Here is a 24253-nt window from a genome sequence, read left to right as displayed (position 1 = left end):
GCTACGCGCTCCCCTTCGCGGCGTCGAGCACCGCCGCCACCACGTTCGGATAGGTCCCGCAGCGGCACAGGTTGCCGGCGATCGCCGCCTCGACATCCTCGCGCTCGAGCTGCGTGCGCCCCAGCAGCGCCTGGCACGACATCAACATGCCCGAGGTGCAGAACCCGCACTGCAGCGCGTCGTGGCGGATGAACGCCTCCTGCAGCACCGACAGCTTGCCGCCCTGCGACAGGCCCTCGACCGTCGTCACCGCCGCGCCGTCGACGTCGTGCGCCAGCATCATGCAGCTGTTGCGCGCCACCCCGTCGACCAGCACCGTGCACGCGCCGCAGGCCCCGCGGTCGCACACCACCTTCGGGCCGGTGACCCGCAGTTGCTCGCGCAGCGCCGCCAGCAGCGTCACGTGGGGCGCGACCTCGGCGACCTGGCGCTGACCGTTGAGCGTGAACTCGAGCGGGCTCGGCCCCGGCCCCAGCGCGCCCGCGCTGCCGGCCGGTGGTGGTTGCTCGCCGTCTTCGGTGGTGGTCGGCGGCCGCTCGCTCGGCTTGCAGCCGGCGAGCAGACCCGCCGTGCCGATCCCGCGGAAGAGGCCGCGACGTGTGATGCGGGCCCGATCGGACATCACGGCCACGGTACCACGGCGGGCCGCGCCGCGTATACTCCCGCCCGCTGCATGCAGGTGACCGCCGACTGCTCCCTCGCCCCCGTCTCGCCGCTCATCGAGATCGTCGCGTTCACCACCGAGTTCGACCGGGCCCTCGGTGAGATCGCGGCGTCCGACGCGCTGCGAGCCGGCCTGTCCCTCGGGGCAGCCACGCCCCTACCGCCGGCCGACGACCGCATCCGCGCCGCCGTCCGCGACCTGCTGCGCAAGGCCGGCTTCAAGCCCACCGGGCGCAGCAAGCCCGCCTCCGAGTACCTCCTCAGGGCGGCCGGCGACGGCAGCCTCGGCAGCATCAACGCCGCGGTCGACGCCTGCAACGTCGCCTCGCTCCACAGCGGCCTGCCGATCAGCGTCGTCGACCTCGACCGCGCCGCCGCGCCGCTGACGATCGGCGTGCCCGCGCCCGGCTCGAGCTACGTCTTCAACGCCGGCGGCCAGGTCATCGACATCGGCGGCCTCGTGTCGCTGATCGACGCCGAGGGCCCGTGCGCCGGCCCGGTCAAGGACTCGCAGCGCACCAAGACCCACCCCGGCACCCGCCGCACCCTCTCGATCGTCTGGGGCACCACCGCCCTGCCCGGCCTCGCCGCCACCACCGCCGCCTACTACCGCGAGCTGCTGCACGGCCTCGGCGCCGCCACCGAGCCCGTCGCGTTCGCCTGACTTTTTAAACATGCCCTGAGGAGCATGCCCTCACGAGCATGCCCTTGGGGGCATGCCCTTCAGGGCATCTGCACCCCGGGCACCCCGGCGAGCACGGTCAGCTCGGCCTCGGCGTCGACGCTGGCCGTCTCGGACTCGATGGTGTCGACGATCATGAAGCGGGCGCTCAGCGCCTCGCGGGTAAGGTCGAGCGAGACGTAGCCGCGCGAGTGAGCGTTGAAGTGTTTAATCTGGGGGATCGTGCCGACCAGCTGCTCGATCGTCTCGGGCGGGATGTCGGTCTCCGAGCTCGACGTGATCGACGTCGTCACGATCTCGACCGCCACCACCGGCGTGTTGGTGTCGCCGGCGACCGCGTTGACGTCGGCCATCCCGCCGACGTGGAGGTCGCCGGCCAGGATCACCACGTTCGCCAGCTGCTCGCCGGCCAGGAAGTCGAGCATCCGCTGGCGCGCCTTCGGGTAGCCGTCCCACTGGTCCCAGTTGATCAGCAGGCCGCTGAAGTCGACCTTCGAGAACACGATCTGCTGGGCCACGAGCTTCCAGATCGCCGGCGACGCCGCCAGGCCCTCGGTCAGCCACGCCTCCTGCTCCGGGCCGAGCATGTCGCCGTCCTCGGTCGCCAGCTCGCCGCAGTCCTCGCCCGGCTCGTCCAGGCACAGCTGGTCGGTCCGGTACTGGCGCGTGTCGAGCAGGAACACCTCGGCCAGGTCGCCCCACGCGAAGCTGCGGTAGATCGCCAGCGACCCGTCGGCCGCCGGCGGCGCGACGCGGATCGGCATGTGTTCGTAGAACGCCTGGTACGCGGCTGTCCTTCGCGCCATGAACTTCGGGTCATCCACCGAGGAGATGTCGGCCACGTAGTTGTTGTCGACCTCGTGGTCGTCCCAGATCACCGCCCACGGGAACCGGTGGTGCGCCGCCTGTAGATTCGGGTCGCCGCGGTACTGCGCGTAGCGGTTGCGGTAGTCGAGCAGCGTGCGGCACTCCTCGCCGACGTGGTCGCGCACCGGCCCCTTGTCGCCGTTTTCGTAGATGTAGTCGCCGAGGAACAGCACCAGGTCGAGGTCCTCGGCGGCCAGGTGGGCGTAGGCCGTGTAGTAGCCGGTGGTGAACCGCTGGCAGCTCGCCGAGGCCAGGCGCAGCCGCTCGGGCGCGCTGTCCGGCGCCGGCAGCGTGCGCGTGCGGCCGACCGCGCTGGTGTGCTCGCCGACGCGGAAGCGGTAGAAGTACCAGCGGTCCGGCGCGAGTCCGGTCGCGTCGACGTGGACCGCGTGGGCGAACGCCGGCTCGGCGATCGCCTCGCCGCCGGCGACCACGTCGGTGAACGCCTCGTCGCTGGCGACCTCCCACGCGACCGCGAACGCGGCCTCGGGCATGCCGCCGCCGCCGATCGGGTCGGGCGCGAGGCGGGTCCAGAGGATCACGCGGTCCGCGAGCGGATCTCCCGACGCCACGCCGAGCGTGAACGGCGGCCCGGGCAGCTCCGGCGCCGGCTCGCCGGTGGTCGTGGTCGGCGCGGTCGTCGTCGGCTCGCCCCCGGTCGACGAACCCGTGCTCGTGCCGCTGCCGGGGCTGTCCCCCTCGGTGCCCTCGCCGCCCCCGGAGCCCCCGCCGCACGCGCTCGCCGAGGCTGCGGCGACCACCTGCCACAGGAATTCGCGGCGCGTCGGGGCGGTGCGAGCTCTGGTTCGCGGCGGCCTGGGCGGGGACGTCATGCGCCGCCAGGATAGCGGAACGCGCGCCCCGCCGGTCCCGGACGCGTGGCGCCCGCGTGACATCGGCGAGCGATCGCCGGTCGCCGGACGGCGCGCTGCCTCGCTACACTCGCCGGCTCATGCGTGCCTTGCCGCTCCTCCTCGCCCTCGCGCTCGGCGGCGCGTGTGCGACGGCCGTCGCCGCCCCCGCGCCTGCCCCCGCCGACTGGTCCGCGCGCGAGCGCAAGCAGCTCGTCCGCTACGAGGTGACGATCTCCGCCCCCGAGTCGCGGTGGGTCGAGATCGTCATGACCGTCGAGCGCCCCGGCGGCCTGCGCAGCGACCTCGCCCTGCCGGCGTGGATCCCCGGCTCCTACCTCGTCCGCGACTTCGCCCGCAACCTCGACGGCCCGGTCGTCACCGACCTCGCCGGCGTCTCGCTGCCGGTCGAGCGCCTGGACAAACAGACATGGCGCATCAGACATGGCGGAAAGGGCATTCGCGCGACCTACCGGGTGTGGGCCGACGAGCCCGGGGTGCGCACCAGCAGCGTCGACGACCGCCACGCCACCCTCAACCCCGCCGGCCTGTTCCTCTACCTCGTCGGCGAGACCGCGCGCCCGGCCGAGCTGCACTTCAACGCCCTGCCGCCCGACTGGACCGTCCATGGCGCGTTGCCGCAGCCGACCCCCGGGGTCCTGCGCGCCGCCTCCTACGACGTCCTGGTCGACTCGCCGCTCGAGCTGGGCACCCCGGTGGTCCACGCGTGGGACGAGGGCGGCACGCGCGTCGAGCTGGTGTTCTCGGCCCCGGCCGGCAGCAACGCCGACGTCGAGCGGCTGGTCCGCGACCTCAAGCCCGTCGTCCACGCCTTCGCCGAGGCGATGGGCGGCCTGCCGACCCGGCGCTACGTGTTCTTGCTGCTCGCCGACGACAGGAGCGACGGCGGCCTCGAGCACGCCGACAGCACGCTGATGCGCCTCGCGCGCGACTCGTTCCACGACGAGGCCGGCTACCGCCGCGCGCTCCACCTCGCCAGCCACGAGTTCTTCCACCTGTGGAACGCCAAGCGACTGCGCGACGCGGCGCTCGTGCCCTACGACTACAGCCGCGAGGATTACAGCGAGCTGCTGTGGTTCCACGAGGGCTTCACCGAGACCGTCGAGAACCAGATCCTCGTGCGCGCCGGGGTGACCAGCCCCGACGAGTTCCTGCGCGAGCTCGGCACCTCGTGGACCGCCTACCTGCAGAAGCCGGGGCGCAACCACGTGCCGCTGACGCAGAACAGCGTCGAGGCGTGGGTCAAGCACTACAAGCCCTCGCCGGGCCACCACACCACCTCGATCAGCTACTACGAGAAGGGCCACCTCGCCGGCGTGTGCCTCGACCTCGAGCTGCGCCTGCGCTCGCGCGGCAAGGGCTCGCTCGTCGGGCTGTTCCGCCGGCTCATGGCCAGCCACGGCGTCAAGGGTCACGGCATCACGGCCGACGACATCGTCGCCGCCGCCTCGGCCGAGGCGGGCGCGGACATGCACGACTTCTTCCGCAGATACATCGAGGGCACCGACGAACTTCCGCTTCCCGCGCAGCTGACGCGGATGGGCGTCGATGTCGAGATTCGCGCGCCGTGGGAAGGTGAGTCCTCTCCGCTGGCAGCTCGCCGCAAGCGCAGCTGGACCGGGATCGCGTTCACCGACAACGCCATCCGCAGCGTCGCCCCCGGCTCACCTGCTGAGCTCGCCGGCCTCATGCCCGGTGACGAGGTCATCGCCGTCGCGGCTCGCCGCACCCGCAGCGGTGACGAGGCCGTGGAGCGGCTGATGGACCACGTCCCCGGCCAATCGGTCGAAGTCGCCCTCTTCCGCGGCGGTCGCCTCGAACGCCGCACACTCACGATCGCCGAGGACCCGCGGAAGACGTTCCGCTTCAGTGTCTCACCGACGGCGGCGGCCGACGTCCGCGAACTGCGCGACGGGTGGCTCGCCACGGCGACGAAGTAACGCGCGCTCTCGTGAGCGAGCACCTAGACCCGCGCATGAGGTGCGCTTCATCATGTCCCAAAGGACATGTCATGCTCCCCGCCGGCCCAGCGGCCGCCGCGCTTCCGCGTCTACTATGATGGCATGGACAGCGCGCATCCCGAGGCCCGCGGGGAGCTCGATCCTTTGTTCTCGCCGAGTGAGAAGCGCGACCCGACGCTCCGCTTCCGCAGCGCGCTGCGAGCGGAGGACCTGATCGGGCGCTCGCCGCCGATGGCGGAGCTCCTGCGCCAGCTCGCGCTGCTGGCCCCCCTCGACGTCTCGGTCCTGCTGACCGGTCCGTCGGGCACCGGCAAGACTCACGTCGCCCGGGTCATTCATGCCAGCAGCCCGCGCGCCGCCGGCAACTTCGTCGAGCTCAGTTGCGCCAACCTGCCCGACAACCTCGTCGAGAGCGAGCTCTTCGGCGCCGCGCCCGGGGCCCACTCGACCGCGATCAAGGCCGTCGAGGGCAAGGTGTCCGCCGCCCGCGGCGGCACGCTCCTGTTCGACGAGATCGCCGAGCTCTCGCTGCCGGCCCAGGCCAAGCTGCTGCAGCTGCTGCAGTCGCGCGAGTACTACCCGCTCGGCGCCAACCGCCCGCGCGCCGCCGACGTGCGGGTCATCGCCGCGACCAACTGCGACCTCAAGGCCCGCGTCGCCCGCCGCGAGTTCCGCGAGGACCTGTTCTACCGCCTCCACGTCGTCCCCATCCGCGTGCCCTCGCTGGCCGAGCGGCGCGACGACATCCCCGACCTCGCCCAGCACTTCTGCATCAAGGCCTGCGTCCGCCACCGCCTGCCCCCGCTGCACCTGTCCCAATGGACACTCCTCACCGCCCAGGCCGCCAGCTGGCCCGGCAACATCCGCGAGCTCGCCAACGCCGTCGAGGCCGCGGTCATCCGCGCCGCCGGCGAAGACGCCCGCGAGGTCGAGGTGCGCCACCTCTTCCCTGACCGAGAGGACAGGGAGGAAGCCGCCGCCCCGCTCAACTACCGCGAGGCCCTGCGCCGCTTCCAGACCCAGCTGGTCCGCGGCACCCTCGAGGACAGCAACTGGAACGTCGCCGAGGCCGCCCGCCGGCTCGCCCTCACCCGCGCGCACATCTATAACTTGATGCAGAGCCTCGACATCTCGCGCCCGTGAGCGCGCGGCCGTCGTCCTCACCTCGACGCTTCATGCCCGTGAGCACGAGCCTCGGCGTCGATTCGACGAATCGATGCAGCGCCCCACACCTCGCGCCGTGAGCACGAGCCTCGTCTTCACGACCTGAAGCAGCCCCATCGACGCTCGCGCCCGTGAGCGCATGACCGCGTCCTCACGTCGACGAGTCCGACGAAGGGTCCACGCGTCGAGCGCCCCGCGACCGCGCGACCACCCATGCGTGCGCGCGACGGAGGTCGACGCACCTCGGGTGCGAAACGAGTCCCACGCGTCGGCCTGTGGGGACCGTGTCCACGCCACATGACATCCGCGAAGCCGGAGGCCCGCGGCGGGCGAGGCCGCGCGGTTCGTCGCCCCGGCCGTCCCCGCAGGGCCCCGCGACCCCGCTCGATCCTGCGGAGATCCAGCAGACCGGGCCGGGCCCGAGAGCGCGCCGTGTCCACTCGAATGGACACCCGGCGACAGGCGACGTCTCGCGCACTGGACAACGAGTCGGCCCACAACCGCGGGCGCCGCGTTGCGCGCCTGGAATGTGATCTGCAACCCAGGGCGCCAGCCCGGCGCCGTCATGCACCACCGCGAGATCCACCTACCACATGTCCTTCAGACCAGCTTCGTCGTGCGCGAGCGAGACACTCGCGGCGCGCCCGTCGAGCTCGACGCGGCGCCGCAGGTCGTGCGCGTCGAGCTGCAACGCGGCGAGCTGACGCTCGGCGTCACCGTGGCCCCGGCGGAGCTCGAGCCCTCGCTCGCCGCGCTGCCCGGCGCCGGGCGGACCTGCGTCCTGCGCGACCTCGACGGCCCGCCCGCCGCGGCCGAGCTGGCGCCGCTCCTCTACGTCGCCCTGCAGCGGGCGCGGGTGTGGCGGCGCAGCGCCGTGGTCAGCCACGACCCGCGACTCGCCGCCGCGCCGCTGCAGCTGTCGGCGCTGGCCCGCGGTGAGCTGCGCGCGGCCACGCTCGACGCCGCGATGCACCGCCTGCACGCCGCCTGCGACGACGACGGCCGCGCGCTGCTGATCTCCCGCTACGTCGCCGAGGCGACCGCCGGTCTGACGCGCCACGCCGAGGCGTTCGCCGGCAACGCCTGGTGTCGAGCCGTCCACGCCGATCGCCTCGCGCGCGAGCAGTACGTCGCGGCCCTCGCCAACACCCATCAATACGTCCGCTACACCCCGCGCCTCCTGGCCCGCGCGATCTCCGTGTGCGACGACGAATCGCTGCGCGATCACTTCACCCGCCACTTCCGCGGCGAACAGAAGCACGACCGCCTCATCGAGGCCGACCTCCGCTACCTCGACGCCGACGTCGATTTCGTCGTCCACGCGATGGTCCCGTGGGGCCCGACGCTCGCGTTCATGGCCGTGCAGGAGAGCATGGTCGCGTTCCACGAGGACCTCGCCTGCTTCATCGCCGCCCCCTTCGTCGCCGAGGGCCTGGCCGCCCACGTCGGCCCCACCGTCCTCGCCCCGCTCGCCGGCAACATCCGCCGCTGGGGCTACCGCGAGCCCGCGCGCGCCACTCGCTTCCTCGTCAGCCACACCCGCGAAGACGGCGGCGACGACGGCCACTGGAACGCCACGCTCGCCGTCCTCGCCCGCCTGCTGCGCGACGACACCACCCAGCAACGCTTCCTCGCCGCCCTTCACCTGGCCGCCGACGCCTTCACCGCCAGCTATGACGCCTATGCCGACTATCTCACCCTCTTCACCCCACCCCTCTTCGCTGACCCTTGAGGCCTTCTGCGCCGCCGAGCGGCCCGACCTCGCCGAGCTCTATTGCCTCGGTCAGGCCGACAGCTACCGCCGCCACCCCGGCAGCGTCGCCGCCCTCCTCACCGTCAACCTGGCCGACGCCTTCGTCGTCCTCGCGCGCGCCCGCGACGGCACCGCCGCCGGCGGGATGCGCGTCCACCCGCACCGCCCCGACACGCCGCTGCCGATCGAGCGAGCCCTCGCCGCCACCTGTCCCATCAGCCAGGCGGTCGCCCGCGCTCCTGCCCCCCTGGTCGAGCTGTGCGGCACCTGGGTCGCGCCCGTGTACCGCCGCACCGACCTCGCCGCGACCCTCACCAGCGCCACCCTCGCCGTCGCCCGCGCGCTCGGGGCGGTGACGATCGTCGGCTGCGCCCACCAGCACGTCATCGACCTCTACCGCCGCTTCGGCGCCGTCGTCGACGACACGCTCGGCATCCACCCGTACCCCGACCCGCGCTACCGGACGTGCGTGTTCTGGGCCGACCCCTTCGCCTGTCCCGAAGCACAGGCGGTCGACGCCTGGACCGAGGCCTTCCGCGCCGGCCCCAGCGTCGAATTCGCCCCCGCCCCCGCCGCGGCCGCCTGAACCGCTGCGCGAAGCCCCGCCCGCACGGCGACTCGCAGTCTACGAGTCGTGCTCGACGCGGCGCACGAACGCCTCGAGGATCGCCGACACCTCGGCCGCGCGCTCGCGGTGGGCCCAGTGGTTGGCGTCGAGGCGGTGCACCTCGAGGTCGGCGGCGACCTCGGGCACGTCGTCGTAGATCTCCGGGCGCAGCGCGAAGTCGCGGAGCGGCACGACGAGGCAGGTCGGGACCTCGACCGGCCGCAGCGTCGGCCTGTACCGCGGGATCTGGCGGTACAGGGCCAGCGGCGCGAGCGCGGCGCGGCGGGTGCCCTCGACCTCGAACTCGCGCAGCAGCGGATCGTCCTTCGCCACGCCGCCGGCGCGCAGGGCCCGGATCCACGTCCCGGGGAACTGGCGCGCGATGAACTGCTCCGGCAGCCACGGCAGCTGGAAGAAGAAGATGTACCAGCTCTTGCGCAGCTGATCGAACAGGAACCGCAGCTCGCGCGGCGAGCGGACGGCGCGGGCCACCCGGCGCAGCATCAGGCCCGGGTGCGGGCCGGCGATGACCGACAGCGAGCGCAGGCGGCGGGCGTACTTCGGCTGTTCGGCGAACATCCACGCCAGCGCGCCGCCCCAGTCGTGGGCCACCAGGTGCACCTGTCCTTCGGGACCTGTCAGTTCGTCGATCACCGCCTCGATGTCGCCGAGGTGGCGCGCGAACGCGTAGCCCTTCGGGCCCGTCGGCGCGCTCGAGCGGCCGACCCCGCGCTGGTCGAACGCCGCCACCGGATGGGCCTGCCCGAGCGAGGCCAGCTGCAGCGACCAGGTGTCGGACGTGTCAGGGTAGCCGTGGAGGAACAGCACCGGCGCCCGGCGCTCGTCGCGGTCCCACGGGCGGCTGCGGACGACATGGAGCGAGACGTCGTCGTGCGCGACGAACACGTGTTCGAGGCGAGCGAGCTCGGCGTGGCGGTCGGCGCGGGCGTGGTCGTCGTGCGGGCGTCCTGACATGGCCGCGCAAGCTTACACACCCCGGCGCGGACTTGCATGCCGTGCGCGCCGGGACAAAGCTCGATTCTCATGACCCATCCGGCTCGCTACTGGCACCGAGAGGGCGAGCGCATCGTCTGCACCGCCTGCCCGCGCCTGTGCACGTTGTCCGAGGGGCAGCACGGCTTCTGCTACGTGCGCAAGCACGAGGACGGGCGGCTCGTGTCGCTCGCCTACGGCAAACCCAACGCCGTCGCGGTCGACCCGATCGAGAAGAAGCCGCTGTGGCACTTCTTGCCCGGAACCACGATCCTCAGCATGGGCACCGCCGGCTGCAACCTCGGCTGCCGCTTCTGTCAGAACTGGGACCTGTCCAAGGCCAAGTCGCACCACAAGCGGGCGCTCGAGCTCGCTCCGGAGGACGTGCCCGCGCTGGCCCGCCGCGAGGGCGCCGCCTCGGTCGCGTTCACCTACAACGACCCGACGATCTACCCCGAGTACGTCATCGACGCCGCCCGTGCCGCCCGCGCCGCCGGGGTCGCGCCCGTCGGCGTCACCGCCGGCTACATCTCCGACGCCGCCCGCGCCGACATGTACCCGATGCTCGACGCCCTCAACATCGACCTCAAGGGCTTCACCGAGCGCTTCTACCACAAGCTGACCTTCTCTCACTTGCAACCTGTCCTCGAGACCATCGAGTGGTCGGTCAAGCAGGGCATCTGGGTCGAGCTGACCACGCTGGTGATCCCCGGCCACAACGACGACCCCGAGGAGCTGCGGGCCCAGTTCCGCTGGATCGCCGACCACCTCGGCCCCGACGTCCCGCTCCACCTCACCGCCTTCCACCCCGACTACAAGCTGCAGGACATCCCCGCCACGCCGCCCGAGACGCTGATCCGCGCCCGCGACGAGGCCCGCGGCTTCGGCCTGCGCTTCGTCTATACGGGGAACATCTGGGACCGCGTCGGCTCGGTCACCTCGTGCCCGAGCTGCGAGCTGCCGCTGATCGAGCGCCGCTGGCACGCCGTCGCCGCCAACCGCGTCAAGGTCGACGGCACCTGCCCCGGCTGCAACGCCAGAGTGCCGGGCGTGTTCGATGCCCGCAGCCAGACGACCTCCGGCGGCCGGCGCTACCATCTGTTGTGACGCGCCGTTGCGACGCGCCCGGTCACCACGGCGCCGCCGGCGGACTCGACCGCCCTCGCCCCCCTGTCGTCCGGCGTCCGTCGTCGTGGCCGCGCGACCGCGACGGCCGGCGCTATCCTTCTCGCTACCGGAGCCTGCCATGCCCATCCTCGAGCCGCACCGCCCGCCCGCCGTCGCCGACCGCTTCTACCCCGGTGATCCCCACGCGCTCCGCCGCGAGCTCGAGCGCTGCCTCGTCCGCGACCTCCAGCCGGTCCCCGCGCGCATGCTCCTCGCGCCGCACGCCGGCTACGTCTACAGCGGGGCCCTGGCCGGAAGGACATGGTCTCATGTCCATGTCCCGGAGCGCGTGCTGCTCCTGTGCCCCAACCACACCGGCCGCGGCGCGCGGCGCTCGCTGTGGCCCGGCGGCCAGTGGGACACCCCGACCGGCCCCGTGAAGATCGCCGCCGACCTCACCGAGGCGCTGCTGCGCCACGCCGGCCTGCAGCCCGACACGGCGGCGCACCTGCGCGAGCACGCGATCGAGGTCCACCTGCCGTTCGTCCACGCCCGCAACCCGCGGGCCGAGATCGCCGCCGTCTGCCTCGGGGGCCTCGACCTCGCCGAGTGCGAGGCCGTCGGCGCCGGCGTCGCCGCGGCGATCCGCGAGCTCGAGGCCGCCGCGCCGGGCTCCGCGCCGCGCGTGCTGATCGCCGCCAGCAGCGACATGTCCCACTACATCGACGCCGACGAGGCCGCCGAGCTCGACAGCCTCGCCCTCGACCGCCTGCTCGCGCTCGACGCCGCGGGCCTCTACACCACCGTCCTCCGCCACGACATCACGATGTGCGGGATCTTGCCGGCCACGGTCGCGCTGATCGCCGCCGGTGAGCTCGGCGCGACCCGGGCCGAGCTGGTCGGCTACACCCACTCGGGCGAGGTCACCGGCGACCTCGCGCGCGTCGTCGCCTACGCCGGCGCCGTGGTCCTCTGAGCGAGTTCGGCCGGCAGATCCGGCTGCGAGGCCCGGACCGCACGCCCCGGGCCGCAACGCACAGATGTGATCGCCGCGCCGCACTCACCGCGGCTCTCGCCGAAACGCAGTTGCGTCGGCGAACGAACCGCCCGCGCGTGTGCACGCGCGTGCGCAGGTGCGTGACGAAATAACCGCGGTGATGCTCCTCGTTGAAGCGCCGTCATGGCCCGCACCCGCGATCTCGTCGCCCTCTCCGCCATCCTCGTCGCCCCGCTCGCCGCGATCCTCGTCTCGCAGGCGCTGCCCTCCGTCGAAGACGCGGCCCCGGTGCGCGCCCCCGAACCCGCGCCCGCGCCCGTCGCCGAGCTGCCCGTCGCGCCCGAGCCCGTCGTCGCGCCCGAGCCCGTCGTCGCGCCCGCGCCCGCGCCCGTCGTCGCGCCCGCGCCCGTCGTCGCACCCGTCGTCGCGCGGGCCGGCGGCGAGCCGGCGCAGGCCGTGCTCATGCATCAAGACGCGCTGGTCCTCCACACCCACGCGAACATCGCCTGGGCCAGAGGCCGCGCCGTGATCAAGGCCGATCCGGGTCACCTGCTGGCCACGCGATCTGTCCGCTGGGACAGCGTGCCCGAGCCCCAGCGCGACCTCGCCGGCGCGACCATGATCGTCCACGCCGCCGACGGCGGCACTTGCCTCACCGCGGTCGGCGCCCCGCGGATCCAGCTCGAGCAGACCGGCGACGTCTTCACCACGGTCGACGAGGACGGGTACGACACCAACGAGCCGCCGACCTCGAAAGCTGTCCTTCGGGACATGGTCAAACAGCGGTTCGACGAGATCGGCGACCTGCTCCTGCTCGCGCGTCAGGACGCCGGCGAGCGCAAGCCGTGCTTCGGGCTGTGGGCCCGCCGCGCCGACCTGCCCTCGGCGACCGTGTTCGGCCGGCGGCCGGCGTCCGCGGCGCTGACGGCCGAGGCGCTGGCGGCCGTGCGCGCGCAGCCGGAGTTCGCCGCGCTCGCGGCGGAGTACGCCGCCTACCTCGAGCCGAGGGACGCCGACATCCGCGCCGCGCACGGCACGTGGGACGAGTTCGTCGCCACCAACTTCGCCGCCACGGCCTGGCACGAGGTCGGCGGGCCGCGTCAGATCGTCAGCGTCGAGCTCGAGCTCGTCGACCGCATGCCCTGCAGCGACGAATTTTACGGGGGCATGACCCTGCTGCTGGAGCGCCGCGGCGACGCGCTGGTCCGCCTCGACCAGCAGCCGAACTGGCGCGGCCTCACCGCGCTGATGGACCTCGAAGGCGACGGCGTGCTCGAGGCCGTCACCGACGACGGCTTCGAGACGGTCCTGCACACCCGCGACGCCGACGACACCCCCCGCCGCGACAGCTACTCCGTGCCCTACATCGGCTGCCCGTGCTGAGGCGCGACACTCACGGCCCGACGAACACCCGCACGGAGGGCCGGAGGACGGGGCCAGCCTGGTCGAAGCGCGTGCCGCCCACGCACGTCGCCGTATTGCCCCCATCCAGGACCTCGATGGGACCACATCCGAGCGTCTTCATCAGCTCCTCGACGGGGGTCTTGTCCGAGAGGATGACATGGCTCTGCGCGGTCCCTTGGCGCAGCTGGGATCGGGTCAGATCGAGCGCGATGGAGGTCAGTCGCCCCTGCTCCGTGAAGACGAGCTCGAAGGGGCCGCTGACCTTGACCGTCTCCCCGAGCTGCCCGGACGGATGCGGCTCGATCTCGTGACCGGCTGCGGTGAGCGCGTCCCACGTCGCGCCGAGCTTGAAGTGACCGATCGCCACACCGGGCTCGAGCAGCGGGATATCGAGGTCCATCGAGAGGCGAGTGGGGGGCCGTAGCGTGGGCTGCTCGACCTCGACCTCGGCGGGCCTGTCAGCGGGCGCGGGCTTGCTGACGGGCTGGGCGGGCGGACTCTGACAGGCGGACAATGAGCCGAGGAGGAGACAGGGGAGGAGATACCTGCGGCTGAACGGTTGTGAGTCGGTGGGCCCGTCCGCGCGACGGCGAGGACGGCTACGGCTGAAGCGCGCTGCTGCTGCTCGGCCTGCGCCGGCGGGGGTCGCCCCGCGAGCGGACGCTCAGGGACGCTTGACGGTCGCCGGATCGCCGCCGAGCTTCTTGAACTTGTCGCACGCCTCGATCAGGCCACCCCCACACTCCTTGCCGTAAAGCTCCTTCGCGCGCGCCTTGTCGGTGCGGGTGATCTCGTCGGCGAGCTTCATGCAGCTCTGACCGCCGCCCTTGGTGCACATGTCGTCGTACATCTTGAGCGCGCGGTCGCGGTCCTTCGGCACGTCCTTGCCGGCGAGGTACATGTCGGCGACCTCCGTGCAGCCGATGCCTTTCGCGGTGCACATGCGCTCCATGTACGAGGCGGCGCGGCGGACGTCCCTGGGCACGACCTTGCCCTCGCGGAACGCCTTCGCCAGGTCGGCGCAGGAGAGGCCGGCGTCCGTCGACGGGCAGGTGCGCTCGAACAGCGCCTCGGCCCGCGCGGCGTCCTTGGTCGCGCCGCGGCCCGCGAACACCATCAGCCCGGCGTTGAGGCACGACAGCGTGTCGCCGGTCTCGCAGCTCTTCTCGTAATACGAGAGGCCGGCGGCCTCGTCCCTGGCGACCAGCTTGCCGTCGCTGTAGAGGTTGGCGAGCTGGCGGCAGGCGAACGGGCGCTTCACGTCGCAGGCGTCCTTGAGCACGACGACGCCCTGGGCGACCTCGTCGGGCGTGGGGGCGGCGCCGCTCCTCGGCTTGAGGAAGGAGCCGGCGAGCGAGGCGCAGCTGAACGGGTCGCCGAGCTTGCACCCGCGGTCGAGCAGGCCGCGGCCGCGCGCGAGGTCGGGGGAGGTGCTGCGGAGGACCTCCTCGGCGAGGGTCCGGCACGCGGGGCCGTGGCCGAGCTGGCAGGCGCGCTGCCAGGCGTCCAGCTGCTCGGCGCGCGGAGCCTGGAGAGCCATGCGGATGTAGCCGAGGCGATCGCAGCCCTCGGCGACGCCGCCGTCGCAGGCGGTCGTGTACAGCTTGTTCAGCTTGTCGTTGCGCGCCTGCGCCGTCTGCACGAACGAGCCGTCGGCGCCGCGCTCGAGCTGCCTCGCCTCGATGATGCTGCCGAGGTTGTGGCAGCTCCCGGCGCTGCCGTTCTGGCACTGCGCCTCGCACTGGGCCTCGTCCTTGGGAGCGCACACGAACGGCACGGCGGTGTCGGCGGTGCACTTGCCCCCGGCCATGCTCATGCCGGCGGGGCAGGTCTCGGCCAGCGGCGTGGGCTCGGGCGGCGGCGGCGGCTTGGAGTCGTCGACGACGGGCGGCGCGTCGGCGGAGATCGGCACCAGCTCGAGGCGGACCGCCGAGCGGCACTGCGCAGGCGGCTTGAGGTCGTCGGGCGTCGCCGCCCGGCACTCGCCGAGCTCGCCGTCCTTGTTGAGGCTCTGGCGCTGGCTCGCGCTCTTGGCGTTGGCGCCGTAGCCGAACACGTCGGCGACCAGCCGGGCCTCGCCCCTGGTGCCGACGTCGACCGCGAACGCGCCCACGCTCGCCGAGCGGACGAAATGCGTCGCCCCGTCGCAGCGGCCGGTCAACTCCGGCTTGCCGGCGCTGCTGATCGTCGTGCTCTGCTTGCCGATCAACACCAGCGCGAGGTCGAGGGCCGCGCCACGGTCGACCCCGCCGGCGATCTTCACCCCGTTGAACGGCAAGTTGGCCGCGATCTCGCCCTGGTCGTTGAGCTTGACCACCTCCTCCTTGCGGCTGACGCCGGCGAACTTGTAGGTGCCGGCGAGCTTGCACGCGGGGAGCAGCCGCATGCTCTTGCAGTCGTAGGCGACGATCGCCACGCCCTCTTTCATGGCGACCTCGAGGTCGACGCGCTCGGACGAGGTCATGTCGACGACCAGCGGCTGGGCGTCGCTCGCCCCCTCGCGGCAGGACACCTCGACCGCGCCGAGGGCCTCGCCGGCGGTCGGCTCGGTCGGCCGCACCGCCTTGCCGACGGTGCCGGCCCCGCAGCCGCCTCCGGCCATGAACACGGCCGACAGCACGAGCGGACAGGAGAGAACGAGACAAGACAAGGGCTTCTCAAGGACAGACATGAGGCTCCGGGGTGCGAGACTTCGTCTCGAAGATGTCGGCCGGCCGAGACCGTCGCATCGCCCCCGACACGCTCCCGATTGCGTCACCTCACAGGTAATCGTGGGCGCACAGCAGAAGCATGGGGCGGTCGGTCCCCAGGTATCTGCCAGCGCGCCACGTTCGGTACCCTTGGCGCGTCGGTGGGCCCGAGCGTCACCGGGTGCCCGAAGCCAACCTCATGCTCGCGTGCCGGGCGACCGGCGGGACGTGTTCACGGTTCTCGCTCCCGTCAGCGCAGCACGAGGAAGCTGAGCGGCATCTCGGGGTCGACGGGTTCCCAGTCGACGTCGACCGCCGTCACGCGGGCCGACGGCGGGCCCTTGCGGCACCACTCGACGAGCGCCTCGACGCGGGCGCGGGTGCCCTGGGCGCGCAGCTCGACGCGGCCGTCGGGCAGATTGCGGACCCACCCGCGCAGGCCGAGCGCCTGGGCTCGGGCCTGCGCGCTGGCGCGGTAGTACACCCCCTGGACGCGCCCGTCGACGCAGACGAGCGCCTGGACCACCTCGAGCTCCTGTCCCATGGGTCCTGTCCTCGGTGACATGTCCTCAGTTGTCGAGCGCGCCGGCGAGGATCCACGCCTCGATCAGCGCGATCTTGGCGTCGTCCATCAGGCCCATCGCCGGCGGCATCAGCGTGCCCGCGCCGCCGACGCCCTCGAAGCCGCCGGCCATCTTGAGGTACAGGTAGCTGGCCTCGGGGTCGTTCGGCTCGATCAGGTTGACCGGGACCGACGGCGCCGGCACGCCGACGATCTCGGCGTACGAGTCGCCCATCGTCATCGTGAAGCTGCCGTTGGTCCCCGGGGACGGGGCCAGGAAGTGGCACGAGCAGTTGGCGTCGAGGATCGCCTGCACGGCGGCGAACGTCGGCTCCGGGGCGCCGGTGGTGTCGGTGCCGCCGGTGTCGGTGTCGGTGTCGTCGCCGCCGGTGGTGACCGGCCCGCCGCCCTCGAACTCCGCCCCCGCGATCCACGACAGGATGACCTGGTTGTTCGGGTTCAAGAAGTCGTTGTCGGCCGGCATGCGCGGCACGGTGCGGGACAGGTCGAGGCTCGTCAGCACCTCGTTGGGCAGCATCACGAGCGCCAGGTAGGAGTTCGCGGTGTCGCCGAGCGTGACGAGCGGCACGCCGTTGATCTCGCCGGTGAGGATGCCGTCGAGCTCGTCCCCCGCGAGCACCGGCAGGGTCGCGCCGGGCGAGTGGCAGCCGCCCTTGCCGCAGCTGCCCTCGAAGGCCATGCGCACGGCCGGCGGGACCCCGCCGCCGCCGCCGCCGCTGGCGCCGCCCTCGGTCTCGATCGCCTCGAGCTGGTTGCAGCCCGCGAGCGCGAGCGTCGGCGCCAGGGCGAGGTACAACTTGGATGTCTTCCGGGACATGTCTTAAAGGCTCCACTTGCGGCTGAGGTTGAAGCCGAAGAAGAAGTTGCCGCGGTCGGTGAACGGGTTCTTGCTCTGACCGCCGGGGGCGTACAAGTTGGTGTGGATCTCGCGGGTGTTGGTGATGAAGATCTGGAAGAAGTGCTTGCCGGTGTTGACGGAGCCGCCGATCGCCCACGAGCCGATGTTGCTGCCGTTCCGGTCGGCGTTGCCGCCGCGGTAGAAGAACACGTCGGCGGGGATCGGCAGGTGGTACTCGAGGTCGATGCCCCAGCGCTTCTTCTGGCCCAGCCACACCGTCGAGGCGATGCCGATGCCGAGCGTGCCGCGCTTGTCGCGGACCTTGACCGGACCGTTCACGTCGTCGTCGGGCAGGTCGACCTGCACGTTCGCCGAGTGGTTGGTGCGCAGGTGGTAGCCCACCGTCAGCTGCGTGCTCCAGCGGTCGAACCACAGCCGGCTGAGCAGCAGCTGGAAGTTGCCGGCCCACGGGTTGGCGGTGTTGCTGGGGAAGTCGCGCAGGTACTCGACCGACGCGTAGCCGCCGAAGCTCAGCTTCTTGCCGTCCTCCTGGCGGATCGGGATGTACTTGGTGCCGAGCTCGTAGCCCTTGCGCGAGTTGGTGCGCCGGATCAGCACGTCCCAGCCGTTCAGGATGCCGTAGGCGAAGCCGTACGAGATGTTGGCGCCGGCGTCGAGGCCGAACGCGCCGCGCTCGGTGCCGACCTGACCGAAGCGGTGGTCGATGCGGAACTCGAAGCTGCGGCGGCCGAGCGTCGTCGTGGTCGGCAGGTTGATCTGGAACGTGCCGTGGAACGGCGGCTTGCCGCGCTCGGGCGCCGGCTCGTCGCCCTCGCCCCCGTCGGCCGCGCCGCCGCCCGTCTCCGGACCCTCGGCGGGCGGCGGCGTCTCGACCGCCGCGCCCTCGCCCGCGCCCGACGACTCGCCGAGCGCCGCGATCCACGAGCGTACCAGCTCGATCTCGCCGGCCTTCAGCGGGTCGTCGCCCATGGGCATGATGTCGCCCTTGATGTTCTTGCCGGTCAGCTTGTTGACCAGGTAACTGCTGTCCGGGTCGCCGGGGACGACGAAGCGCTTGTTCGCGTCCTTCGACTTGTCGCGCGACAGGTGCCCGAGGTCGCCGACCAGCACGACCTCGCTGCCGCCGGCCTCGTGGCAGGCGCTGCACTTGTCGTCGAACAGCTTGCGGACCTTGACCTCGAGGTCGGCCGCCTTCTTGTTGCCGGCCGCGCCGCCGCTGCTGCCCGAAGGGACAGGTGCGGCCGGCGTCGGCGTCGCCGCCGGGGCGGGCGCCGACGCGGGCTTCATGCCGGCGATCCAGTCCTTGATCGTCTTCTTCTGCGCCGCGGCGAGCGAGTCGCCGGGCGGCATCGATTCGCCGGCGATGCCCTTGGCGCCGACGATCTTGGCGTAGAGGTAGCTGGCGTCGGGGTCTCCGGCGACAACCATGGCTTTGCCGGTCGCTTTCGATTTCACCGAGGTGAGCCGTGATGGCGGACCTTCGAGTGACACTTCGTCGGCGCCGTCGTCGTGACAGGCGGTGCAGCTGTCTTCGAGGATCGCCTTGACCTTCGCCTCGAGGTCAGGGGCCGGCGCGAGCGCCGTAACGACAGCTAGAACGAGTGGTGGAGGCGCGAGCATGGCGGTGCGTCAACCGTGAGTGTTACCACAATGCGCGGCGCCAAACTCTCCGATAAAATCCGCGCCATGCGCCCAGCTTTCACCCGGCTCGCACTCGCGTCGCTGACGCTCCTCGCGTGCAACTCCAACCCCGAGAAGGCGACGAAGGATGCGCCGGTCGTGGCAGGAAAGACCGACGCCCCGGAGATCCAGACTCCGACGCCCGCCGACGGCAAGAGCGCCACGCCGCCCCCATCTGCCGAGACGAAGACGGCTGGCGACCCCGTGACGCCGCCGTCCGGCGACACCAAGAGCGATGACGCCGCCGCCGCCCCGGGCGAGACGCCGCCGCCTGCAGCCGCGACCGCCGGCGAGACACCGCCGCCGTCCGAGCCCGCCGCCGATCCCGCCGCGGCCGCCGCAGCCACCAAGAAGCTGCTCGACGAGGCCAAGGCGAAGAAGACTTCGGACGCGCGCGCGAAGAAGGCGCTGGAGGAGGCCGAGAAGGGCGGCGCCACCGCGCGCGAGCTCGCCGAGGCCGCCAACGCCCGCGGCGTCGCGCTGTTCGACGACCCCGAGCGCGCGGCCGCGTTCTTCACGTGGGCCAAGGACAAGGACACCACGTACCCCGACCCGGTGTTCAACCTCGCCAAGCAGAGCGCCAACGCCGGCGACGTCGCGCCGACCGTCGAGCTGCTCAAGGAAGTGTCGAAGCGCGGCGGCAAGACGCTGCTCAAGCAGGTCGGCTTCGACCCGACGTTCGAGGTGGTCAAGGACGACACCGAGGTCCAGAAGCTGATCAAATGAGCGAGCGCCCCGTCGGCGTGCTGTTCGTCTGCTACGCCAACATCGTCCGCTCGCCGCTGGCCGCCGCCGTGTTCACCCGGCTCGCGGCGGCGCGCGGGCTCGCCTCGCGCTTCCGCATCGACAGCGCCGGCGTCGCCGCCGACCCCGGCAACCCGGCGCACGCCGGCAGCATCCGCGTCGCCGCCGACCACGGGCTCGCGCTGGTCCACTCGAGCCGCCCGCTCCGCCGCGACGACCTGTTCGACTTCGACGAGGTCCTGGTGCTCGACCGCCTGGTGGCCGCGGAGATCCGCCGCCTCACCGCCGGTTCGGCGTTCGGCCCGATCGCCGGCCCGGGTCGGCCCGCGCGGATCCGCCTGCTCGCCGCCGTCGCCGCACCCGCCGCGCGCGGCGCCGACCTCGACGTCGCCGATCCCGTCCGCTCCGGCCCCGAAGGTTTTCTCGCCGCCTACCAGCAGATCGCTCGCGCCTGCGCCGCGCTGCTCGATGACCTGGCCGGAAAAGCAGGGCCCTGAAGACCTGCTCTTTCGGGCATGTCATCTCGAACATGCTTTGAAGAGCATGCTCTTTCGAGCATGCTCTTCAAAGCAGAGCGACGAGGCCGCCGCTAATTGCGCAGCGCCGGCGCCTTCTCGGGCGCCGCGGCCGGCGGGGGCGGCGTCGCGGCTCCGGCCTCGGCGGCGGCCTTGTTGGCGAGCGCGTCGGGGTGGATCTCGAGCTCGGCAAGCCCGCCGGGGATCAGCAGCTCGGCCACCGGGGTGCCCTCGGCGATCACGCGGCCGTCGCGGCGCTTGAGCACGACGGGCGGGTGGGCCTTCTCGTGCGCGGCGAGCTGCTTGCCGAGGGTCGCCTGCTTGTCGTCCTCGAGCGAGGTCCAGGCCAGGCGGCCGCGGCACTTGGGGAACTTCGAGCAGCCGAGCCACGGCCCGCGCTTGCCCATGCGCAGGTTGAGCGGCGCCCCGCACTTGGGGCAGGGCACGTCGACCTCGAGCGCCGGAGGCGTCGGCAGCTTGACGCCCTCCTTCTTGTCGAGGTTGATGACGAACTTGGTGTGCGGGAAGTTGACCGAGGCGAGGAACGGTCCGAAGCGGCTGTTGCGGAGCTCCATGTCGGAGCCGTCCTCGGGGCAGACCATGTCGACGCGCTCGGGCAGGAGCGGCCGGCCGTCGCGGGTGATCGGCGCCGCGTAGTCGCACTCGGGGTAGGTCGTGCAGGACAGGAAGCGGCCGTTCTTGCCGAAGCGGTAGCAGGTCGGCGACCCGCACTTCGGGCACTTGTAGATCGCCGGCTGCGCCTCGGCCTTGGCGTGGGTCATCGTGTCGCTGGCGATGTCGAGCGAGCGGCGGAAGCCGCCGTAGAACCGCTCGAGCATCTTCTGCCAGTCGGCGCCCTTGTCCTCGATCTCGTCGAGCTGGGCCTCCATCGCCCGCGTGTAGCCGACGTCCATCAGGTCCTTGAACGCCTCGACCAGCTTGTCGGTCACGACCTCGCCGAGGTCGGTGGCGTAGAAGCGGCGGTCGAGCTGCTCGACGTACTTGCGCTCCTGGATGACCGAGATGATCGACGCGTAGGTCGACGGCCGGCCGATGCCCTCGGCCTCGAGCGTCTTGACCAGCGAGGCCTCGGTGTAGCGCGGCGGCGGGCTCGTGAACTTCTGCGCCGGCTCGATCGAGAACGCCCCGAGCCCCTGGCCCTCGCCGAGCGACGGCAGCGTCTGCTCGTCGGTGGCCTGGACCCCGAGCACCTTGAGGAAGCCGTCGAACACCAGCGTACGGCCGGTCGCGCGCACCACCGCGCCGGTCGGCTTGTCGCTGCGCTCGAACATCACCGCGGTCGCGTCCCACTGCGCCGGCGTCATCTGGCACGCCACCGTGCGGGCCCAGATCAGCGAGTAGAGCTTGAACTGCTCGTCGGTCAGCGCCTCGCGCAGGTCCTCCGGGCGGCGGTTGATGTCGGTCGGCCGGATCGCCTCGTGGGCCTCCTGCGCGTCCTTGTTCGACGACGTGTAGATGTTGGGCTTCTCCGGCAGGTACGGCTCGCCGTAGCGCGAGCCGATGAAGCCGCGCAGCTGCGTGATCGCCTCGGCCGACAGCGCCGTCGCGTCGGTGCGCATGTACGTGATGAGACCGACCTGGCCCTCGTTCGGGATGGCGATGCCCTCGTACAGCTGCTGCGCCGCCCGCATGGTCCGCTGGGTCGTGAACCCGAGCTGGTTGGCCGCGGCGATCTGCAGCGACGAGGTGATGAACGGCGCCAGCGGGCGCGAGGTGGTCCGCTTGGTCTCGACCGACTTCACGCGGTAGCGCACCGCCGGGTCGACCGCGCCGGTGACCGTGCGCAGCGTCTTCTGCGGGCCCTTGCCCTCCGGGTTGTCGCGCGCGGTGACCTTGATGTCGTGCAGGCCGACGGCCTCGACCACGCGGGTGACGTCGGCCGACAGGTCGCGCGGCGCGGTGGAGGCGGCCGTGAGCGCGAACTTCTCGCCGCCGAGCTCGACCAGCTCCGACTCGATCGAGGCGTGCTGCGACATCCAGGTGTTCTGCGCCTTGAGGGTCGGGCCCTTGCCCTTCTCGTCGACGGTGGCGAGGAACTGCGCCCACGCGTTCGTCAGCGGGCCGGCCTGGCCGGGGTCGACGCACAGGCGGACGGTGACCTCCCAGCGCTCGTCGGGCACGAAGGCGGCGATCTCGCGCTCGCGCTCGACGATCAGCTTGACCGCGACCGACTGCACGCGCCCGGCCGACAGGCCGCGCGCCACCTTCTTCCACAGCAGCGGCGACGCCTGGTAGCCGACGATGCGGTCGAGGATGCGGCGCGCCTGCTGGGCGTTGACCTTGTTGACGTCGATCGGCCGCGGGTTGGCGAACGCGCGGTGCACGGCCTGCTGCGTGATCGCGTTGAACACCACCCGGCGGGCCGCCTGCGGCGGGATCTTGAGCTCCTCCGCGAGGTGCCAGGCGATCGCCTCTCCCTCGCGGTCCAAGTCCGTTGCGAACCACACCTGCGACGCGCTCTTCGCCAGGCGCTTGAGGTCGGCGACCGTCTTGCTCTTATTGGTCAGGACCACGTACGTCGGGCGGAAGCCGTGCTCGAGATCGACCCCCGGCACCGGCTGCTTGGCGCCCTTCTCCGATTTGGTCGGCAGGTCGCGGATGTGACCGACCGACGCCTGCACCACGAAGTTCGAGCCGAGGTACTTGTTGATCGTCTTGGCCTTCGCGGGGCTCTCGACGATCACCAGCTGCTTGCCGCGCGCCGACGCGCCCTCCGTGCCGGCCTCCTCGCCGTCCTCCGGCGCTTCGACCGCCGCGTCCGCCTCCTTGGCCTTGGGCGCCTTCGTCGCCTTGGGCGCCTTGGCCGGCTTCGCGGTCGCGGCCTTCGAGCTCGCGGCCTTGGTCGTCTTCTTGGCGGCGGCCTTCTTGGCGGCGCCCTCCGCGGCCTTCGGCTTGGCTTTTGGCTTTGCCGCTGTGGCCGCTTCCTCGGTCGCCTTCGCCTTCACCTTGGCGACCTTGCGGGTCTTGGTGGGGGCGTCGGTCTTGGTGCCGTCTGCAGAGGAAGCTCGCGCCATGGGGGTCACGTGTGAGACGAGATACAGGAAGGAGGGGCAATAAAAAAGCCCCGGACCTGGCACCGCCAGGTCCACCGGAGCCTACCTCTTTAATAGAAGCCTCACGGCGGCGCCAGCGAGACGCAGATGCGACGCCATGGAGGCGGCGAGCGCGGGCGGCGGTCCGAGCGCGAGTTCAGGTCCAGGACTGGAGCATTGGGTCCCTCGAGCGGAGATGCAAGATCTCGCTGCGCGGAACTGTTCGTGCGATTTCGGCGCGCGGATCTCGTCGGCGAGGATCGCCGAGCCCTCACGCCCCGAAAATGCAGAGCGCAGCTCTCGCGAGCTGCGCCGACGAGCGACGGGCGCGGCGCGCACCCATCCACGCGCTCACACGCCCGGCGCGGGCGCGCCGACGCAGCGCAGTTGGTAGTCCGGGTTCTTCTGCTCGCACACGTCTTCGATGCAGGGGCAGCCGTCGAAACAGAAGCCGCGCGAGCTGGCGACGCCGAGCTGCTCGATGCAGTCGACCAGGCTGTCGTTGTTGCCCTGGGAGAAGACCGTGCAGCCCTCGGCGAACGGGTCCTGGTTGGTGGCGTGTTGCGGGCCCCAGCCGGTGCGCTTGGCGAGGATGTCGGAGCCGTTGGCGGCGCGCCACTTGCCGTCGACCATGATGCAGTCGCGGGCTGCGTCGAGCTCCTGCGTCTGGCAGCACTGCTGGCCCTGGCAGATCTCGGCGATCGTGCCCGCGCTCCACTTCGGGTTGCACGGGATGGGGCAGCCGTTGACGAGCGGGCTCACGAAGCCCGTCTGCACGCACATGCCCTGGGTGCTGAGCGCGTTGTTGTTGTCGGAGAACAGCGGCGCGCCATAGACGTCGTTGTTGGTCCCGGGCATGTGGTAGTTGGGCAGCTTGCCGCCGACGGCCGCCGGGTCGTCCGAGCAGCAGGTCTCCTCGCCCGGGCAGCCGTTGTCGCCGTTCTTGAGCGCTTGCGCGGGGTTGCAGCGGAACGAGGGGATACTGAGCTCCGGCTCGAAGCACGCGACCGAGGTCACGGCGCCCACGCTGAACAGGGCGGCGTAGGTCAGGGCAGTCTT

Annotated in this window: 20 protein-coding genes; 10 read left to right on the top strand and 10 right to left on the bottom strand. The window is 71.9% G+C overall.

Features of this window, described 5'->3' with window-relative positions; translation table 11 throughout:
- Position 1: 1 nt before the first annotated feature.
- Positions 2-622, bottom strand: a complete 621-nt coding sequence (locus tag K7C98_RS09465; protein WP_224191266.1) for a (2Fe-2S)-binding protein — start codon at positions 620-622, stop codon at positions 2-4.
- A gap of 51 nt (positions 623-673) precedes the next feature.
- Here K7C98_RS09465 and K7C98_RS09460 point away from each other — a divergent pair, with 51 nt between their 5' ends.
- Entirely contained in the window at positions 674-1327 is a 654-nt protein-coding gene (locus K7C98_RS09460; RefSeq protein WP_224191265.1) for a hypothetical protein, read from the top strand.
- A 59-nt stretch (positions 1328-1386) separates the two neighbouring features.
- On the opposite strand, the gene K7C98_RS09455 is transcribed toward K7C98_RS09460, so the two are convergent.
- On the bottom strand, positions 1387-3045 hold the full coding sequence (locus K7C98_RS09455; protein WP_224191264.1) for an alkaline phosphatase D family protein: 1659 nt from the start codon (positions 3043-3045) through the stop codon (positions 1387-1389).
- Between the two features lie 119 nt (positions 3046-3164).
- On the opposite strand from K7C98_RS09455, the gene K7C98_RS09450 reads away from it, so the two are divergent.
- From K7C98_RS09450 to K7C98_RS09435, 4 genes are all read left to right on the top strand, one after another.
- Positions 3165-5024 carry a M61 family metallopeptidase gene (locus tag K7C98_RS09450; protein ID WP_224191263.1) on the top strand — a complete coding sequence of 620 codons (1860 nt, stop codon included), beginning with the start codon at positions 3165-3167 and terminating at the stop codon, positions 5022-5024.
- A gap of 66 nt (positions 5025-5090) precedes the next feature.
- Positions 5091-6188 carry a sigma 54-interacting transcriptional regulator gene (locus K7C98_RS09445; protein ID WP_224191262.1) on the top strand — a complete coding sequence of 366 codons (1098 nt, stop codon included), beginning with the start codon at positions 5091-5093 and terminating at the stop codon, positions 6186-6188.
- Positions 6189-6774: 586 nt separating this feature from the next.
- On the top strand, positions 6775-7941 hold the full coding sequence (locus K7C98_RS09440; RefSeq protein ID WP_224191261.1) for a hypothetical protein: 1167 nt from the start codon (positions 6775-6777) through the stop codon (positions 7939-7941).
- Positions 7892-8548, top strand: coding sequence for a GNAT family N-acetyltransferase (locus K7C98_RS09435; protein WP_224191260.1), 657 nt, complete (start codon positions 7892-7894; stop codon positions 8546-8548). Before K7C98_RS09440 ends, K7C98_RS09435 begins: the two co-directional genes overlap by 50 nt.
- A gap of 39 nt (positions 8549-8587) precedes the next feature.
- Here K7C98_RS09435 and K7C98_RS09430 read toward each other — a convergent pair whose 3' ends face one another.
- Positions 8588-9544, bottom strand: a complete 957-nt coding sequence (locus K7C98_RS09430; protein ID WP_224191259.1) for an alpha/beta fold hydrolase — start codon at positions 9542-9544, stop codon at positions 8588-8590.
- A gap of 69 nt (positions 9545-9613) precedes the next feature.
- On the opposite strand from K7C98_RS09430, the gene amrS reads away from it, so the two are divergent.
- The 3 genes from amrS (at position 9614) to K7C98_RS09415 (ending at position 13049) form a co-directional block, all read left to right on the top strand.
- Entirely contained in the window at positions 9614-10669 is a 1056-nt protein-coding gene (gene amrS / locus K7C98_RS09425; protein ID WP_224191258.1) for an AmmeMemoRadiSam system radical SAM enzyme, read from the top strand.
- A 139-nt stretch (positions 10670-10808) separates the two neighbouring features.
- Positions 10809-11645, top strand: a complete 837-nt coding sequence (gene amrB / locus K7C98_RS09420) for an AmmeMemoRadiSam system protein B (RefSeq protein WP_224191257.1) — start codon at positions 10809-10811, stop codon at positions 11643-11645.
- 204 nt (positions 11646-11849) lie between these two features.
- A complete protein-coding gene (locus K7C98_RS09415) occupies positions 11850-13049 on the top strand; it encodes a hypothetical protein (protein WP_224191256.1) in 1200 nt (399 codons plus the stop codon).
- A 10-nt stretch (positions 13050-13059) separates the two neighbouring features.
- Here the strand turns inward: K7C98_RS09415 and K7C98_RS09410 are convergent, their stop codons facing one another.
- The 5 genes from K7C98_RS09410 to K7C98_RS09390 form a co-directional block, all read right to left on the bottom strand.
- A complete protein-coding gene (locus tag K7C98_RS09410; protein ID WP_224191255.1) occupies positions 13060-13470 on the bottom strand; it encodes a hypothetical protein in 411 nt (136 codons plus the stop codon).
- Positions 13471-13734: 264 nt separating this feature from the next.
- Positions 13735-15720, bottom strand: a complete 1986-nt coding sequence (locus tag K7C98_RS09405) for a tetratricopeptide repeat protein (protein ID WP_224191254.1) — start codon at positions 15718-15720, stop codon at positions 13735-13737.
- A gap of 290 nt (positions 15721-16010) precedes the next feature.
- A complete protein-coding gene (locus K7C98_RS09400; RefSeq protein ID WP_224191253.1) occupies positions 16011-16304 on the bottom strand; it encodes an acylphosphatase in 294 nt (97 codons plus the stop codon).
- A 25-nt stretch (positions 16305-16329) separates the two neighbouring features.
- Complete coding sequence (locus tag K7C98_RS09395) at positions 16330-17160, bottom strand: hypothetical protein (protein ID WP_224191252.1); 831 nt, start codon at positions 17158-17160, stop codon at positions 16330-16332.
- Between the two features lie 3 nt (positions 17161-17163).
- On the bottom strand, positions 17164-18630 hold the full coding sequence (locus K7C98_RS09390; protein WP_224191251.1) for a DUF5777 family beta-barrel protein: 1467 nt from the start codon (positions 18628-18630) through the stop codon (positions 17164-17166).
- Between the two features lie 258 nt (positions 18631-18888).
- Here K7C98_RS09390 and K7C98_RS09385 point away from each other — a divergent pair, with 258 nt between their 5' ends.
- Positions 18889-19608 carry a hypothetical protein gene (locus K7C98_RS09385; RefSeq protein WP_224191250.1) on the top strand — a complete coding sequence of 240 codons (720 nt, stop codon included), beginning with the start codon at positions 18889-18891 and terminating at the stop codon, positions 19606-19608.
- Positions 19605-20123, top strand: coding sequence for a hypothetical protein (locus K7C98_RS09380; protein ID WP_224191249.1), 519 nt, complete (start codon positions 19605-19607; stop codon positions 20121-20123). Before K7C98_RS09385 ends, K7C98_RS09380 begins: the two co-directional genes overlap by 4 nt.
- A 92-nt stretch (positions 20124-20215) precedes the next feature.
- Here the strand turns inward: K7C98_RS09380 and K7C98_RS43450 are convergent, their stop codons facing one another.
- A complete protein-coding gene (locus tag K7C98_RS43450; protein WP_263429377.1) occupies positions 20216-23176 on the bottom strand; it encodes a DNA topoisomerase in 2961 nt (986 codons plus the stop codon).
- Between the two features lie 369 nt (positions 23177-23545).
- On the bottom strand, positions 23546-24253 hold a 708-nt coding region (locus K7C98_RS09365; RefSeq protein WP_224191248.1), incomplete at its 5' end, for a hypothetical protein.

This window comes from Nannocystis pusilla (assembly GCF_020073745.1).
GTDB lineage: Bacteria > Myxococcota_A > Polyangia > Nannocystales > Nannocystaceae > Nannocystis > Nannocystis radixulma.
This window is presented reverse-complemented; position numbering and strand designations above follow the sequence as displayed.